The organism is Ruegeria sp. YTSA108, from assembly GCF_059610185.1.
Window position 1 is genome coordinate 321,532 of sequence record NZ_JBXWND010000001.1, and the last position, 15,743, is coordinate 337,274.

A 15,743-nucleotide genomic window follows, 5' to 3' on the forward strand; every position below is an offset into this window, starting at 1 on the left:
TAATCTCATTTTGATAGGGCAGAGGTACGGATTTGCGAACCCCGCGTTTTCAGGCGCAATCGAATTCTGCCTGTGGGGGCAGTTGCACCCTCTTAATTTGCCGCTTCCTGCGCTTATTCCGGGGCAGGATTCAGATGTTTCTTGACCTTCTTCAATCCGGCACTTCGGATAAAATGCACAGAACTTGGGCATCGCTCCCAATGTTCAGGGCCTCGCAGACATCTGCATTCATCGCTGCTGCGACGCCTGCCCCGCCCGAAGCAGTTGTCGCCAACCCAGCCTCTGCCATGGCCGGTAAATACCGCACCACGTCGTCATCCGAGAGCGTCAGAAAACAGTTTGCATCCCGCGCCAGACCATTCAGCGCGATCAGCGAGGGTTCTTTACAGTCCAGCCGCCCCATGATGCTGTCAGGCCCATCCGCAAACACGCAGGTACCTGCTTCGATACTGGCTTGCAACGCAGGGGCCGCTTCGGGTTCCACGACAATGATCTTGGGTCCATCACCCCAGGCATGGCGCGCATAAGCTGCAACCGCCCCTGCCAACCCACCTACCCCGGCCTGCAAAATGATATGCGTGGGCGCATTTGGGCATTGGCGCACCGCTTCTGCAGCCATCTGCAGATACCCCTCCATCAGGGTGTGCGGCAGCTCGTAATACCCGTCCCACGAGCTGTCAGATAGCAATGTCCAACCGTTATCCTGCGCCGCTTTGCCAGCAGCCTCCATACTGGCAGCATAATCCGTACCTTGACGAACGACCCTGGCTTTTTGCGCACGAAGGCGTTCCGCGAAACTTTCAGGTACGGTTTCGGCGATATAGACCACTGCATCAGCCCCAAATATCCGTGCACCTGCTGCTACACTCATCCCGTGGTTACCCGCGCTAGCGGTGACATAGGTTTTCCCGCGTAAAGTAAACTCATCCGGTGTCTGCGCCAGATCAGCAGCGTGACGGGCGATGACATAGGCAGCCCCCAAAGCCTTGAATGACCCGAGGTTCATGCGCCCACGCTCATCTTTGACCCATAGATCGGCGACATTGGCCAAATCCTTGGCTTCAACCAGATTGGTTTCCGCTGCTGCAGGGCAAACTGTTAACAAATCAGCTACGCGAGCCGCGTTTATCGAAGGAAATGGAGCATTAGGAATCAATTTTTCCTTGCCGCGGTGTGGGTTTGAACTGAGTTTCAACAGTATTTCCTTCCTGAGTTGTCCATTGACGTGATCGGATTCGTAAAGTTCTGTCAACACGTCTCTAATCACGACACGAGGATCCGATGAGCCAAGTGAATCCGGCATTCATGCGGGGGGAATTTGACCGTCGGCTGTCCAAAACACGAAAAGCCGTGACCGAGGTCGGGCTGGACGCGCTGTACTTCGAAGACCCTTCGAACATGACGTGGCTAACCGGATACGAGGGGTGGTCGTTCTACGTCCATCAGGGCGTTTTGGTCTTTCATGACGCAGACCCGATCTGGTGGGGACGCAATCAGGATACGAATGGGGAACGACGTACAGTGTGGATGCCAGATTGTCAGATACGTCCACATTGAACGCCGCGCGTGCTGCGGCTATCCAGTGGGTCTGAGCTATCTCCCGGACTGGGGTGAGCGCACGATATCTCTGCGTCCCGAGGATGAGACAATCCTGGAACCAGGCAAGACGTTTCACTTTATGCCTGGCCTCTGGTTGAATGACTGGGGGTTAGAGATCACCGAGTCGATCCTGATCACCGATACCGGTCCTGCCGAATGTTACTGTAACCGCCCAAGAAAGCTGTTTGTAAAGCCATGACCCTGCAAAGAACCCAAGATATCCTCGCCGATCTGATCGCGTTTGAAACGGTATCTGCAGACAGCAATCTTCAGATCATCAGCTATCTAAGGGACAGGTTGCAAGCCTTGGGTGCACGCTGCATCGAAACCCGGGATGATACTGGCACCAAGGCCAATGTATTTGCTTCCATAGGCCCAGACATTCCCGGCGGCATCCTGTTATCCGGCCACACGGACGTGGTTCCCGTCGCGGATCAGAACTGGACATCAGACCCGTTTTTGATGACCGAGAAAGATGGCAGACTTTACGGACGTGGCACCTGTGACATGAAGGGCTTCATCGCCGCCGCACTTGCACTTGCCGAAACGCTGGATGCCAGAAAACTGACCCAACCGCTGCACTTTGCCTTCACCTATGATGAAGAAACCGGATGTTTGGGCGCGCAGAACATGGTGAACGATCTTTCCGAACGAGGAATTGTGCCAGATATCGCAATAATCGGAGAGCCCACCGAAATGTGCCTGATCGAAGGACATAAGGGGTGCTATGAATACACGACACGATTTGTTGGGCTCGAAGGACACAGCTCGGCCCCTGATGATGGGGTTAATGCGGCGGAATACGCGGCACGCTATGTAGGAAAACTTCTGGAACTGCGCCAGATATTGAAATCCCGCGCGCCAACAAACAGCCCCTTCGAGCCACCCTGGACCACTATAAACGTGGGGTTCTTCAATAGCGGCGTCGCCCATAACGTCATTGCCAGCAAAGCCGATGTCGGCTGGGAAATGCGCCCGGTTCAGGCCAGCGATGCAGATTTCGTCAAGCAAACCCTGACTGACTATGTGACGCACAGCCTGCTGCCCGAAATGCAGGCCGTCCATAGTGAAGCCAGCATCACGCAGGATATCACGGCCGAGGTTGCAGGCCTTGAGCCCATGGAAGAAAACGCCGCCCGCAAACTGGTTGCCGAGCTGACCGGGGCGAACGGAACAGGTGTTGTGTCATTCGCCACTGAAGCTGGCCTGTTTCAGCAGCTTGGCACCCACGCGATTGTCTGCGGTCCCGGCTCGATCACACAGGCCCATAAAGCAGATGAGTACGTCGAGATCGAACAGCTCGACCTATGCTGTCGGATGCTGGACCGGCTTGGGCAACGCCTGACCTCTTAACCTGCCCCATGAGTGCGATCATAAGCAGATCGCTTGGGCTGAATATGCGCGTTTCGGATGTCTTCACCGGGGTCATAGACTTCCATAACCAATGGATAACAGGCGGCTGCGTCCGAGGAATGCTCGGACGAGCAATCGCCCCCGGGACAAGCTGAAAGGCCGACGATCAGGTCAATCTCAGCGTAGAATTCCAGATAATCACCCGGACGCACCGGGCTTGCCTTCATGAAGTATTGGCCTGTGTCCTGCGTAAATCCGGTGCACATGAAGACGTTCAACACGTCGTGGACGTGCATTTCGGCCTCATGCAGCGGCAGGCCGCAATGGCTGGCCAATGCCCGTGTCAGGTTGGAATGGCAGCAATAATGGTAGTCATCGCCAGACAGCAGTCGCCCGGTATAGGGGTCACAGCGGGTCCCGATTACGTCATGCACGGATCCGCCGTATGAATCGAACCCATACCAATCCAGAGTATCCGTAACGATGGTCGCCATGGGCCGCATATTCGGAAAACTTGACCACATCCGATCCCCGGTCGACAGATGCGTGCCATGCAGCGCGCGGGTTTTGCCGGAATAGAACCGTTCGGTCAGGTCGTGCTTGTACCACATGTTCAGATCACCGACCTGCGCGCCATCGACCGACACCACCCGAATAAAGGCCCCCGCGGGCACTTCAATACAGGCCGCATCACGCGGGGCTGCTATGACTTCGGCGGTTTTCACCGCGCGCTGCCTCAGGTCAGTCAACGCAGCCAGATCAGGTTGCGGTATCGTTTCGGGCGGATAGCAAATGACTGGAGGGATCGCCCTCCGGTCATTTGCGTCTGCCGGAGGTTCAAAATTCGGATGTTTCAACTTCATGACCGCGCTCCGATATCTGTCTGACAACAGACCTAGCGCATCACAAACGGGTTCGCCATCGGCTCTTGCGAGGTGCTGATCCAGGTGGTCTTGGTCCGGGTGTAATCCAGGATCGCCTCAACCCCGGCTTCACGGCCATACCCTGATTGATTGAATCCGCCAAACGGCGCGATAGGAGAGATCGCGCGATAGGTATTAACCCAACAAATCCCCGACTTGATCCGCTTGGACACCCGATGCGCCCGCGCCAGATTCTGCGTGAACACGCCAGACCCCAACCCAAAGACCGTGCTGTTGGCTAATGCTATGGCCTCTTCTTCGGTATCGAAGGGCAGCAGAGACATAACCGGGCCAAACATCTCAACTTTCAACGTCTCGGTCTCGGGCGATATGCACTCGACCAGTGTTGGGTTCATGTAATTGCCGGGCCGATCCGCAGGTTGCCCGCCGAAATGGACCACGGCCCCCTGCTCCGCTGACTTGGCCAGGGTCTCTTCGATCTTGTTCACTTGCGCCATGGTACATAGCGGTCCGACATGGGTACCGGCATCCAGCGGGTCACCCAGAACGATTGCACCCGCCTTTTCTTTGATGCGGCCGATCAGGCCTTGCAGAACGGATCGCTGCACAAGCCCGCGCGTGCCCGCAACGCAACTTTGCCCCGACGCGCCAAAGTTTCCGGCGATCAGGCCATTTGCCGCGCCATCCAGATCCGCGTCATCAAAAACAACTATCGGCGATTTGCCCCCAAGTTCCAGCGAGGTGACCGCGAAGTTTTCGGCCGAATTTCTAACCACATGGCGCGCGGTCTCGGGGCCGCCGGTAAAGGCGATGCGATCCAGATCGGGGTGGCGGGTCAATGGAATTGCGCAGTTTTCCGCATCCCCGGTGATGACCGAGACAACGCCTGCAGGGAATCCGGCCTGTTCGATCAAACGTGCGAATTCCAGCATCGGGGCGGGCGCGATTTCGGATGCTTTCAGCACGACGGTACAGCCAGCCGCAAGCGCCGGGCCCAGTTTGGTCGCCGTCAGGAACATTTGCGCATTCCACGGCACAATCGCTGCAACAACTCCGATGGGTTCGCGCGTGGTAAACACATGCATATCGGGCTTGTCGATGGGCAGAACCGTTCCTTCAACCTTATCCGCAAGCCCTGCGAAATAGCGGTAATAATCCGCGACATACCCCGTTTGCGCCGAGGTTTCTGCCAGCAGTTTGCCGCTGTCGGTTGTCTCAAATTCCCCGAGCTTTGCGGCGTGTTCGGCAACCAGATCGGCCAGACGATACAAAAGCTTGCCGCGCGCGGTGGCCGTCATGTCGCGCCATTGCGGATCATCAAGCGCCCGTTTGGCGGCGGCGACTGCCCTGTCCACATCCTCGGGTGCTGCGCAGGAAAAGGTCGCCCATCCCTGACCGGTTGCGGGGTTGACAGATGTCATGACCTGAGACGTCGCCCCCTCGGTCCAGGCGCCATCAATGAAAAGCTGAAAATGCGGTAGATTTCCCATAATATTCCTCACTGAAAGGCTGGCATGACGTCGTCGATGAACCGCGCCAGAGAGGCACGTTTTCGCTCGTTCGTCATCCCGCTGTCGACCCAGAACGAAAACTCATCATAGCCCAAATCTTCATAACGTTTGATCCGGTCGATAACCTGCTGCGCTGTACCAACCGTCAGGTCGCGCGCCAGCTTATCACTTGTGTACATCTGGTTTGCATCCATCTCGTCCTGGGTGATTCGTTGGATCAAACCCTGTGCGACCGGGCGTTTATTCATGAACCAGGCACCGAAATAGTTGTAATACCGGCGCAATTCCTGAACGCCTTGCGCAACATCGTCTGTGTCCTTGCCAACATATGTATGATGCAACAGCATGATTTTGGGGCGCGGTCCGGTATGGCTGTCGCAGGCTGCATTGAAGCGGTCCATCAGCGTTTCAATCTCTTCCATGCCCTGCCACAGGGGGGTGACCTGGATGTTAAACCCGTTGTGGACACCGAATTCATGACTATTGGGGTCCCGCGCCGCGATCCAGATCGGCGGACCGTTTTTCTGAAACGGTTTCGGCGCAGATGTGGTCGCCGGAAAGGAATAAAACTCACCCTCATGCGCACAATCGCCCTGCCAGATCTGCGGAAGCAAAGGGGTTGTTTCCCGCATCCGTTGGCCCGCTTCCCAGGCATCCATCCCCGGCATCAGGCGCTCATACTCATAAGAATATGCGCCGCGTGCGATCCCCAGTTCGATCCGGCCTTTGGTAATCTGATCTGCCGCGGCGGCCTCTCCGGCCAATTTGATCGGATGCCAGAACGGGGCGACTACCGTACCCGTCCCCAGCCGTACATTCCGGGTGTGATGGGCCAGATCGACTAGCGAGATAAAGGGGTTAGGCGCGATGGTGAACTCCATCCCGTGATGCTCGCCAGTCCAGACGGCCCGCATCCCGCCCTCGTCCGCCATTTTCACAAGGCTGACGAATTCGTCATACAGAACGTCATGCGGCTGATCTGGCGACAAACGTTCCATATGGGCAAACAGGGAAAATTCCATTGACCTGCTCCTTTATCGTAAGCTGTGAATGTCGCCCTGCGAGGCGTCACCAAGGTAGAGAGAGAAATCCCCCTCTTTGGCTTCCATCGCATAGCGGGTCATCATGTGGCGGACACCGCCGGACACGTATTTCAGGTTCGGAAGGTCATACGTTCTGATCCATTCGGCGCCCTCAAGCGGCGTTGGTCGGGAACAGCTGGCCAGAAAATAGGTGTAATGCTGCTTTGTTTCCGCATCGTCGAATGAGGAATAGACCTGTTCGACCTGTACCTTCAGCCCACGTTCGGACAGGCCCTGGGTCAACCGGTTTCTCTGCCCACCCCGCTCGACCCCGGCGATTTGAATGGGACAATAGGCACCGTTGCTCGGCTCCAGCAAGACGCTGTCGCCATTGCGAATGATCGCGCCGCAGATCGTCGGTACCATGGCGTCCACTTCCCGCTCGAGCCCCAGGCTGAAATACGACCCTCCGACATATCCAAGACCCTGCCCGACCGAGTGCGAGAACTCTGCCACTTCACCGATCAATAAGGTATGATCACCGGCGGGAAGGACCTGATGGGTCTCGCAGCAAAACTGCGCCAGCGCACCGTCGATTAGGGGTAGATCAAAAAGACCATTGCTGTGCGCGACCTTTGCAAACCGGTCCCCTTTATACCCAGCGAAAGTGTTCGATATCTCTTGCTGTCCATCTGCGAGCACATTCACCGCAAACCGGGTGCAGTTGGCGAAAATATCGTGGCTGGACAGAAACTTCCCCGGACACACCAGCAGCAATGGCGGGTCAAGTGACACAGACGAAAACGAGTTTGCGGTGAACCCGACCGGCGCGCCCTGCGGATCCCGTGCCGTCACAACTGTCACCCCGGTCATAAAGCTGCCAAAGGCGTCACGCAAAGCTCGGGGGTCCATACTTGTCATGGCTGGCACCCCCCCACAAATTCCAACAGCTGTGCGTTTACTTCGGCGGAATGAGTCATCGGCAACATATGTGCGGCACCTGCGATGATTGAAGCTTGTCCCGAGGGAACCAAACGCGCCATGTCCCGAGACATTTCAGGCGTCGAATTCGGCTCATCCGCGCCGGTCATGAACAAGGCGGGACAAGCGATACGGGCCAGTTCATCATCGGAAGGACCGTCCGTTTCGGCAAAAGCGGTATACGCGGATTTGTAGGCCGCCGGATCAACCTCAGTTAGCCAGCGCCTGCAGGCCTGTCGCTCGGCGGACGAGGCTTCGCCAAACCAACGTTGCAACGTGACCGTGGGATCATTTGGCCCCGATACCTCCAAGGCCGAGGCACGTGCGACGACAGCCTTGTGCGCGGCAACCGGACGCCGATGGATCGCATTCAATGCCGCAACGCCAAGAACGCTATCTGGCACATCCGCCGCCAGTCGGAGCGCTATCAGGGCGCCCATTGAATGGCCGATCAAGACAGCGGGCTCTGTCAGCACGGACGCCGTGCGGTGCACGTAGGCCTCCAAGCCAGTCGGATGATCAAAGCTCGACTGACCATGTCCTGGCATATCCGGGCACAAGACACGATACCCCGCCGCGACCAGGGCGTCGATCTGCGCGCCCCACGCCTCGGCCCGCAGGCCAACCCCGTGCAGCAGAATAACCAGCGGCCCTTGGCCCTGATCAATCACAGCCAGGGTGCTGAGTTCAGACCGAGGCCGGGTTGTCCACGTCATGGCCCAAATCCTTGAGGTCCTGATAACGGTCGCCGATCCGATGATGGGGACGGCCCGAGGTTGCGCCACCCAGCACGACCACAATTTCATCCGCGCGCGGTGCGTCGGGGATTGCAAACTGCAGCGTCAGATAATGCGATCTACGCCCGGCATCATTCTTGTCCATCATGGGCACCATGATCGGAGTGTTCGCCGGACCGCGGGTATTGGTGAAGGACAGATAGGACTTGGCCCCAACCGCTTGACGATAGTAATTCCCGAAATGCAGCGTGTGGATCAGGCCCGAGGCATGTTCGACCTCGCCATCCAGCCCAACGACCGCCGCTTTGCCATAGGCTTCGATCACCTCGCCGCCGCCTGCAAGCGTGACCATCCGGTCAGTCAACATTTGCCCCAGCACAGGTCCATAGGCCAGAATTTCCGGCCTCAGATCCTCGACATACCGGCCAGCCCAGGGGTTCGACACAACCGCCGCTACGGCAAACATGCGCCACGGGCGTTCCGCTGCCCGAAATCCTTCTACCAGAACCTCTTCGTCGAAAGTCACTATTTTTCTGATATTTGGCTGCACTGCCGTCTCCCCAAATCTGCTTGAGGAAATATCACCGTTAGAAACATCTTTTGACAAACGAAAGAACTTGAGCCTTAGGTGTTAACAACACTAATAAGTCGGTTACCGATGGCAAAAACACTCCCTCCCCTGACGTGGTTCCGATCGTTCGAAGCAGCGGCGCGGCGGCTTAGTTCAACTGCTGCAGCGGATGAAATCGGGTTGACGCAATCCGCAGTCAGCCAACAAATCAAAGCCTTGGAAACCCGTCTGGGCGTCGTTCTGTTCCACCGCCACGCGCGCGGTCTTTCTTTGACGGATGAAGGGCGGAAGCTGCTGCCACAAGTCGAGGCAGCCTTGGATATGTTGCACTCCGCAGCCTCACCCTATTTGGCCGAAGAAAAAGCTCGCCATATCACGGTGGCAGCCTCTATCAGCATCATCGAATGGGTCATCTCGCCGGCATTACCCGAATTTCAGGCCCAGCACCCGGAAACCTCACTCCGATTTGTCAGCACGATCTGGCCTGACGAATACGCAGCATCGCGCGCCGATATTGAGGTACGCTTTGGTTCAGAAAAACAAGTCGGGAAAAATGCGAAACCGTTAAATCCCAATCGCCTTGTCCCGGTGGTGTCGCCGAATCTAAGCGGCAATTGGCTTGAACTGCCCCTGATCGAATCCGTTGGCACATCGGACAGTTGGGCGTCATGGGGTGAAATCACCGGCCAGAAACTGCGCAAGCCATCATATTTTGTGGATTCCTATGGCCTCGCCCTGCAACTTGCCGTTTCAGGCAGCGGTGTTGCGCTGGTGAATTCTATCATCGCAGAGCAAGCCTTGAAATCGGGCAAAGTCCGCCTTGCCAGCAAAGATTCCGCACCCGCCTGTGAGGGCTATTTTTTATCCGTCCTTCGCAACTCAACCGAGGTATCGGATTTCACCGAATGGTTTTCCGGCCTTATTTCTTGTGCCTGAGGGTCTGATTCAGACACACCCATGTCGCATATGGGGATATCGCTGCGCTCGAAAATAATGAAGTTTGGAAGAAAAGGTCCGATTCATGAGATATTCCGGCTTTCGAGTTATCAAAGAGGCGCTAACCGGCCACAAAGGGTGGAAACCGGTCTGGCGTGAACCTGAACCTAAGGCCCATTACGACATCATCGTAATCGGTGGCGGCGGGCATGGTCTGGCAACCGCGCATTACCTTTCCAAAATCTACGGCCAACGAAATGTTGCCGTAATCGAGAAAGGCTGGATCGGTGGCGGAAATGTGGGCCGGAACACCACGATCATTCGCTCGAACTACCTGCTGGATGGGAATGAGCCGTTCTATGAGTTCTCGCTGAAGCTGTGGGAAGGGCTCGAGCAGGACCTGAACTATAACGCAATGGTCAGTCAGCGCGGTATTGTCAATCTGTTCCATACAGACGGTCAGCGTGACGCCTATACGCGACGTGGGAATGCGATGATCCTGAACGGGGCCGATGCCGAATTGCTGGACGCAGATCAGGTGCGGCGCGAACACCCTTATCTGAATTTCGACGACGCTCGCTTTCCGATCAAGGGCGGCCTTGTTCAACGGCGCGGCGGTACCGTGCGCCATGATGCAGTGGCCTGGGGCTATGCCCGGTCAGCCGACCTTCATGGCGTCGATATTATTCAGAACTGTGAAGTTACCGGGCTGCGGATAGAAGACGGTAAATGTCTTGGGGTCGAAACGACTAAGGGCTTTATCGGCGCCTCCAAAGTCGGATGCGCAGTTGCGGGCAGTTCAGGGCGCGTTATGGGGATGGCCGGACTGCGCCTGCCTATCGAAAGCCACGTTCTGCAAGCCTTTGTATCTGAAGGGTTAAAACCCGTCCTACCCAGTGTCATCACCTATGGCGCGGGGCATTTTTATGTCAGTCAGTCCGACAAGGGCGGGCTGGTGTTCGGTGGCGATCTTGACGGCTATAACACCTATGCCCAACGCGGCAACTTGCCCGTGGTCGAGGATGTTTGCGAAGGTGGCATGGCATTGATGCCGATGATCGGACGCGCCCGGTTGCTGCGGATGTGGGGCGGCGTGATGGATATGTCGATGGATGGCTCACCGATCATTGACCAAACGCCGGTCGAGGGCCTCTATTTCAACGGGGGCTGGTGCTATGGCGGGTTCAAGGCCACTCCGGCTTCGGGCTATTGCTTTGCGCATCTGCTTGCGAAGGACGAACCGCACCCTGTCGCAACAGCCTATCGGTTGGACCGGTTCCGCACCGGCCGGATGATCGACGAAAAAGGCGCGGGCAATCAGCCCAACCTGCATTAAAGGGGACACCAGACATGATAATCAACCACCCCCTTCTTGGGCCTCGCGATGCATCAGAATTCACCTATCTGGGCGACGCCGCGCTGATTGATCGCCCCGATTGGCAGGCGGAAAATGCCGTCGAGGCCTTTCACGACTATGCCTATCTGCGCGACAACCCGGCAGGCGAACACCGTGAACTTTGGTACCACGAAACAGGTGACCGATCCTGGCTGGTAGTCACGCGCAACACGCTGACCCACGAGATTTCAAAGGTGGAACTGGCCCGCGATGTGGCCCGCGAACGGGGGCGCTCCAAATGACGCAGGTGAACCGGCTGAACGGCGGACAGATCGACCGCAATACAACGCTGAACTTCCGCTTTGACGGGCGCAGCTATACCGCCCATCCCGGCGACACTTTGGCATCTGCCCTGCTGGCCAATGATGTGCGTCTGATCGGGCGGTCTTTCAAATACCACCGTCCGCGCGGATTGCTGACCGCAGGATCCGAAGAGCCGAACGGCCTGGTCGAACTGCGCTCGGGCGCCCGCAAAGAGCCCAATACCCGCGCAACAACCATCGAGATGTTCGAGGGGCTTGAGGCGCGATCACAGAACCGCTGGCCCAGCCTGAAATTCGACGCGCTGGCCGTGAATGACATGTTTTCCAACTTCCTGTCTGCGGGTTTCTACTACAAGACGTTCATGTGGCCTGCAGCCTTCTGGGAAAAGCTGTACGAGCCTACAATCCGTCGCGCAGCCGGGCTTGGATCGCTTTCGATGCAAGAGGACCCGGACGAATACGACAAGGGCTTTCGCCATTGCGATCTGCTGATCATTGGTGCCGGACCAGCCGGTCTTATGGCGGCTTTGACCGCGGGTCGTGCGGGCTCGGATGTCATTCTGGCGGATGAGGATTTCGCCCTGGGCGGTCGCCTGAACAGCGAAACACTCACCATAGACGATGCTGCGGCGTCTGACTGGGCGGCGCAGGCTGTGGCCGAGCTGTCCGCGCTTCCCAATGTGCGCCTGATGCCGCGCACCACGGTGATCGGCGCGTTTGACCACGGAATTTATGGCGCGGTCGAGCGTACGGGCGATCATCTGCCCAGCCTGCCCGCAGGCAAACCCCGGCAAATCCTCTGGCGTATCTATACCCAAAAGGCGCTGCTGTGCGCAGGCGCGACCGAGCGGCCAATCGCATTCGAGAACAATGATCGCCCCGGCATCATGACAGCCAGCGCCCTGCGGACCTATGCCAACCGGTTTGGAGCAGCGGCATCGCAGCGCGTCGCCGTCTTTACCAACAATGATGACGGTCACCGCACCGCAGCTGATCTGCACGCCAAAGGTGTTAAAATCACCGCAGTGATCGATGTACGCAAGGACGCACCTATCAGCCACGATTACGAAGTTCTGCAAGGCGCGCAGGTCACAAATACCAAAGGCCGCCTGGGGCTGAGCTTTGTCGAAGTCGCCCTGCCCGATGGCTCAACCAGGACATTGGAATGCGGTGCCTTGGGCGTCTCGGGCGGTTGGAACCCCAACGTCCACATGACCTGCCACCAGCGCGGCCGCCCCGCATGGGATGAGACGCTGGCCGCCTTTGTTCCCGGCGCGGACCTGCCGGTAGGCATGTCCGTTGCCGGCGCGGCAAACGGCGATATGTCTACCCACGGTGCGTTGCGCTCTGGCGCCGAGGCCGCAATCGCCGCTTTGGACCTGACCAACGCCAAACCCGATCTGCCCGAGGCCGAGGACGCACCCATCGCGCAGACCCCATTCTGGTACGTTCAGGGCTGCAAACGCGCATGGCTGGACCAGCAGAACGATGTGACGGTCAAGGATGTCCGTCTCAGCTATCAGGAGGGCTTCCGTTCGGTCGAGCATCTGAAACGCTATACCACGCTGGGCATGGCCACGGACCAAGGCAAGACCTCGAATATCGGCGGGCTGGCGATCATGGCCGAGCTGGCCGGTAAGTCGATCCCCGAGACCGGTACCACCATCTTCCGCCCGCCCTATACCCCCGTCCCGATTGCTACTTTCGCAGGCCGGATGAAGGGCAAAGAGTTCCACCCTACCCGCCTGACGCCCTCACATCACTGGGCCGAAGAACGCGGCGCGGTGTTTGTCGAGGTTGGCAACTGGCTGCGTGCGCAGTGGTTCCCCCTGCCCGGCGAGACCCATTGGCGCGACAGCGTGGACCGTGAAGTGCGCCAGACCCGCGCCTCGGTCGGGGTGTGCGATTGTACGACTTTGGGCAAAATCGACGTCCAGGGCACCGATGCGGCAGCGTTCCTGAACCGCGTCTATGCCAATGCTTTCGCCAAGCTGGCAGTCGGCAAAACCCGCTATGGCCTGATGCTGCGCGAAGATGGCATAGCCATGGATGATGGCACAGCGGCAAGGCTGGCCGAGGATCATTTCGTCGTCACTACCACGACCGCAAATGCCGTAGTCGTCTATCGCCACATGGAATTCGTGCGCCAGTGCCTATGCCCGGACATGGATGTGCAGCTGATTTCCACCACTGAAGGATGGGCGCAATATGCCGTTGCCGGGCCCAATTCCCGTAAGCTGCTGCGAAAAATCATCGACCCGGAATTCGACATCTCGAATGAGGCCTTTCCCTTTATGGCCTGTGGAACCATCACCGTGTGCGGCGGCCTTCGGGCGCGGCTGTTCCGGATTTCCTTTTCAGGCGAGCTGGCATTCGAAATCGCGGTTCCCTCTCGCTATGGCGACGCATTGATGCGCAGGCTGATGGCCGAGGGCGAAGAGTTCGACGTTGTCCCATATGGCACCGAAGCACTGGGCGTCATGCGGGTCGAAAAAGGCCATGCTGCAGGCAGCGAGTTGAACGGCACCACAACCGCCCTGAACCTGGGAATGGGCCGCATGGTGTCCAAAAAGAAGGACAGCATCGGATCAACCCTGTCGGAACGCGAGGCACTGAACCAACCGGATGCACTGATGCTGGTGGGGATCAAACCGTTGGAGCCTGAAAACAAGGTAACCGCCGGTGGCCACCTGATGAAGAACGATGGCCCGGTCGATGCGGCCCATGATCAGGGCTATGTCACCTCAGCCGTCTACTCGCCCATTCTGAACAGTAGCATCGGGCTGGGACTGTTGAAAAACGGCGGCGACAGGCTGGGCGAAAAAATGCGCCTTGTCTCTCCGCTGACGGACCTGACGGTCGAGGTGGAAATTGTCTCGGCCCATTTCGTTGACCCGGAAGGAGAACGTCTGCGTGGATAATCTGGTTGCGATAACCGCCCTCGGCGCGGCTGACCCTCGGGTAGACACGGTTGGGCCTGTCACCTGTTCCGAGGTACCGGGCGTGGCGTTGGCATCAGTCGCGGCGCGGCTCGGTCAGGAAACAGCGGCCAAAGCCGCATTGAAGAAACTAATTGGCGCTGAGGCACCAAAGGTCCAGAGGTTTGAAGGAACCGCAATCACCGCCTTTTGGGCGGGGCCAGAGCAATGGATGGTTGAAGCACCGCATGACACGCACGAGGACCTTGCCGCGCAGGTGAAATCTGCGGTTGGGTCTGCGGCCTCAGTCACTGAACAGACCGATGCCTGGGTGCGTTTCGACTTGGCTGGTGCGAACATTCAAGCAGTGCTGGAGCTTTTGTGCCAGTTGGATCTGCGCATATTGACTAAGGGAACGGCGGCGCGCAGCTCGATCCACCATATTGGCTGTTTCGTGCTGTGTCGTAGTTCGGATCACTACAGCCTGTACGGTCCGCGCTCGTCCGCCAAATCTCTGCACCATGCGATCCTGACGGCGATGCGATCGGCGCTTTAGTCAGCGCCTAGACCGAGGGCAAAGGGGCGTTATCCTCAACCCGGAAACGGTTGATGCGGCGCCTGTCCTCGCTGGGGCTCAGGCCAAAAGCCGACCGGTAATGCGTCACCAAGGGCGCGACAGATCCATAGCCGACAGCGGCCGCGATCTGGGAAATGGGGTCTTTGGTATAAACCACCATCTGCCGCGCCGCCTTCATCCGCATGGCACGGTAGTAATGGCTGGGGCTGTGTCCGGTTGCCTGTTTGAATGCCCGTTCGATCTGACGAGGTGTGACGCCCATTTGTTTCGCAACTTCGGCAATCGAGATCGCTTGACCAATATTGGCGGCAAACATTTCAACGCTGCGTGAAACAAGCGGTGGAAGGCGGTCTCCCGTTTTCGGCGCTGTCGCATTGGGCACCTGCTGACGCACTGCCGCACCGCGCATCATCGGATGTTGAAACCAGCACGCAACCTCATGCGCAATGTCACCGCCCAAGCGATCGTGAACCAAATGCAGTGCCAGGTCGAACCCTGCCGCTGCACCGGCGGCGGTATAGCGCGTCACGGTGCGCACGATCACTTCGCTCCGGGCGTCCATATCGGGAAACTCGGCCTCAAAAGCCGCCTCATAGCACCAGTGGACCGAGACCGGCTGACCTGCCATTGCACCGGATCGCACAAGAGGGAATACGCCACCGCTGATCCCACCCAGAACTGTTCCGTGCCTCCCGAGACCACGCAGCAAGGCATTGCCGCTAACAGCGTTGTCAAAGACCGAAGACGGGCTGCTGAGCAGGAATAAAATGTCGATATTCCTGCAGTCCGCCAACGCGCGATCTGCTTCGAACCCAACCCCTGCGCTTGACTGAACCTTTTGGCCACGTTCAGAAACCAGCGACCATCTAAACGCTTGATGACCTGCGATTTCATTGGCCGCCCGCAGGGGTTCAATCACCGATGTCAAACAAGCCATCGGAAATCCATCAAACAGCAGAAAGCCGATATCGATTCTGTCCTGATCCGTCATAGAT

At 57.9% G+C, this 15,743-nt stretch carries 15 protein-coding genes and 1 pseudogene; 8 read left to right on the forward strand and 8 right to left on the reverse strand.

The genetic code is table 11. The features are described from left to right. Positions 1-151 precede the first annotated feature (151 nt). Positions 152-1,195, reverse strand: coding sequence for a pyridoxal-phosphate dependent enzyme (locus tag AC2FHW_RS01650; protein ID WP_496700196.1), 1,044 nt, complete (start codon positions 1,193-1,195; stop codon positions 152-154). A 110-nt stretch (positions 1,196-1,305) separates the two neighbouring features. Here AC2FHW_RS01650 and AC2FHW_RS01655 point away from each other — a divergent pair, with 110 nt between their 5' ends. The 3 genes and pseudogenes from AC2FHW_RS01655 (at position 1,306) to argE (ending at position 2,952) form a co-directional block, all read left to right on the forward strand. Then, positions 1,306-1,557, forward strand: a complete 252-nt coding sequence (locus tag AC2FHW_RS01655; RefSeq protein ID WP_496730526.1) for an aminopeptidase P family N-terminal domain-containing protein — start codon at positions 1,306-1,308, stop codon at positions 1,555-1,557. Further along, positions 1,553-1,798, forward strand: a pseudogene (locus AC2FHW_RS01660) (M24 family metallopeptidase); the annotation flags it as partial. The gene AC2FHW_RS01655 and the pseudogene AC2FHW_RS01660, both read left to right, overlap by 5 nt. Then, on the forward strand, positions 1,795-2,952 hold the full coding sequence (gene argE, locus AC2FHW_RS01665) for an acetylornithine deacetylase (RefSeq protein WP_282021308.1): 1,158 nt from the start codon (positions 1,795-1,797) through the stop codon (positions 2,950-2,952). The pseudogene AC2FHW_RS01660 and the gene argE, both read left to right, overlap by 4 nt. On the opposite strand, the gene AC2FHW_RS01670 is transcribed toward argE, so the two are convergent. The 6 genes from AC2FHW_RS01670 to AC2FHW_RS01695 are packed head-to-tail and all read right to left on the reverse strand — an operon-like array spanning position 2,949 to position 8,637. Further along, complete coding sequence (locus AC2FHW_RS01670; protein WP_496785245.1) at positions 2,949-3,815, reverse strand: urea carboxylase-associated family protein; 867 nt, start codon at positions 3,813-3,815, stop codon at positions 2,949-2,951. The genes argE and AC2FHW_RS01670 overlap by 4 nt on opposite strands. 32 nt (positions 3,816-3,847) lie before the next feature. Further along, the gene (locus AC2FHW_RS01675; protein WP_496821342.1) at positions 3,848-5,326 is read right to left on the reverse strand and encodes an aldehyde dehydrogenase; all 1,479 of its coding nucleotides are present in this window, start codon (positions 5,324-5,326) and stop codon (positions 3,848-3,850) included. 8 nt (positions 5,327-5,334) lie between these two features. Continuing rightward, positions 5,335-6,369, reverse strand: a complete 1,035-nt coding sequence (locus AC2FHW_RS01680) for an LLM class flavin-dependent oxidoreductase (protein WP_496821343.1) — start codon at positions 6,367-6,369, stop codon at positions 5,335-5,337. A 12-nt stretch (positions 6,370-6,381) separates the two neighbouring features. After that, entirely contained in the window at positions 6,382-7,290 is a 909-nt protein-coding gene (locus AC2FHW_RS01685) for a flavin reductase family protein (protein WP_496707836.1), read from the reverse strand. Beyond that, on the reverse strand, positions 7,287-8,066 hold the full coding sequence (locus AC2FHW_RS01690; protein ID WP_496677763.1) for an alpha/beta fold hydrolase: 780 nt from the start codon (positions 8,064-8,066) through the stop codon (positions 7,287-7,289). The genes AC2FHW_RS01685 and AC2FHW_RS01690 overlap by 4 nt, the downstream gene beginning before the upstream one ends. Beyond that, positions 8,038-8,637: an amino acid synthesis family protein gene (locus AC2FHW_RS01695; protein ID WP_142634190.1), complete on the reverse strand. Its 600-nt coding sequence runs from the start codon at positions 8,635-8,637 to the stop codon at positions 8,038-8,040. Before AC2FHW_RS01695 ends, AC2FHW_RS01690 begins: the two co-directional genes overlap by 29 nt. A 108-nt stretch (positions 8,638-8,745) precedes the next feature. Here AC2FHW_RS01695 and AC2FHW_RS01700 point away from each other — a divergent pair, with 108 nt between their 5' ends. From AC2FHW_RS01700 to AC2FHW_RS01720, 5 genes are all read left to right on the forward strand, one after another. Further along, positions 8,746-9,594, forward strand: coding sequence for a LysR family transcriptional regulator (locus AC2FHW_RS01700; RefSeq protein WP_496821344.1), 849 nt, complete (start codon positions 8,746-8,748; stop codon positions 9,592-9,594). 85 nt (positions 9,595-9,679) lie between these two features. Beyond that, complete coding sequence (locus AC2FHW_RS01705) at positions 9,680-10,930, forward strand: sarcosine oxidase subunit beta family protein (RefSeq protein ID WP_496695231.1); 1,251 nt, start codon at positions 9,680-9,682, stop codon at positions 10,928-10,930. Positions 10,931-10,944: 14 nt separating this feature from the next. After that, positions 10,945-11,232 (forward strand): sarcosine oxidase subunit delta, encoded by a 288-nt coding sequence (locus AC2FHW_RS01710; protein WP_271946753.1) that lies wholly within the window; start codon positions 10,945-10,947, stop codon positions 11,230-11,232. Next, positions 11,229-14,174, forward strand: coding sequence for a sarcosine oxidase subunit alpha family protein (locus tag AC2FHW_RS01715; protein ID WP_496677764.1), 2,946 nt, complete (start codon positions 11,229-11,231; stop codon positions 14,172-14,174). Before AC2FHW_RS01710 ends, AC2FHW_RS01715 begins: the two co-directional genes overlap by 4 nt. Next, positions 14,167-14,727 carry a sarcosine oxidase subunit gamma gene (locus tag AC2FHW_RS01720; RefSeq protein ID WP_496821345.1) on the forward strand — a complete coding sequence of 187 codons (561 nt, stop codon included), beginning with the start codon at positions 14,167-14,169 and terminating at the stop codon, positions 14,725-14,727. The genes AC2FHW_RS01715 and AC2FHW_RS01720 overlap by 8 nt, the downstream gene beginning before the upstream one ends. A gap of 7 nt (positions 14,728-14,734) precedes the next feature. On the opposite strand, the gene AC2FHW_RS01725 is transcribed toward AC2FHW_RS01720, so the two are convergent. Further along, positions 14,735-15,739, reverse strand: a complete 1,005-nt coding sequence (locus tag AC2FHW_RS01725; RefSeq protein WP_271946744.1) for a GlxA family transcriptional regulator — start codon at positions 15,737-15,739, stop codon at positions 14,735-14,737. Positions 15,740-15,743: the final 4 nt, after the last annotated feature.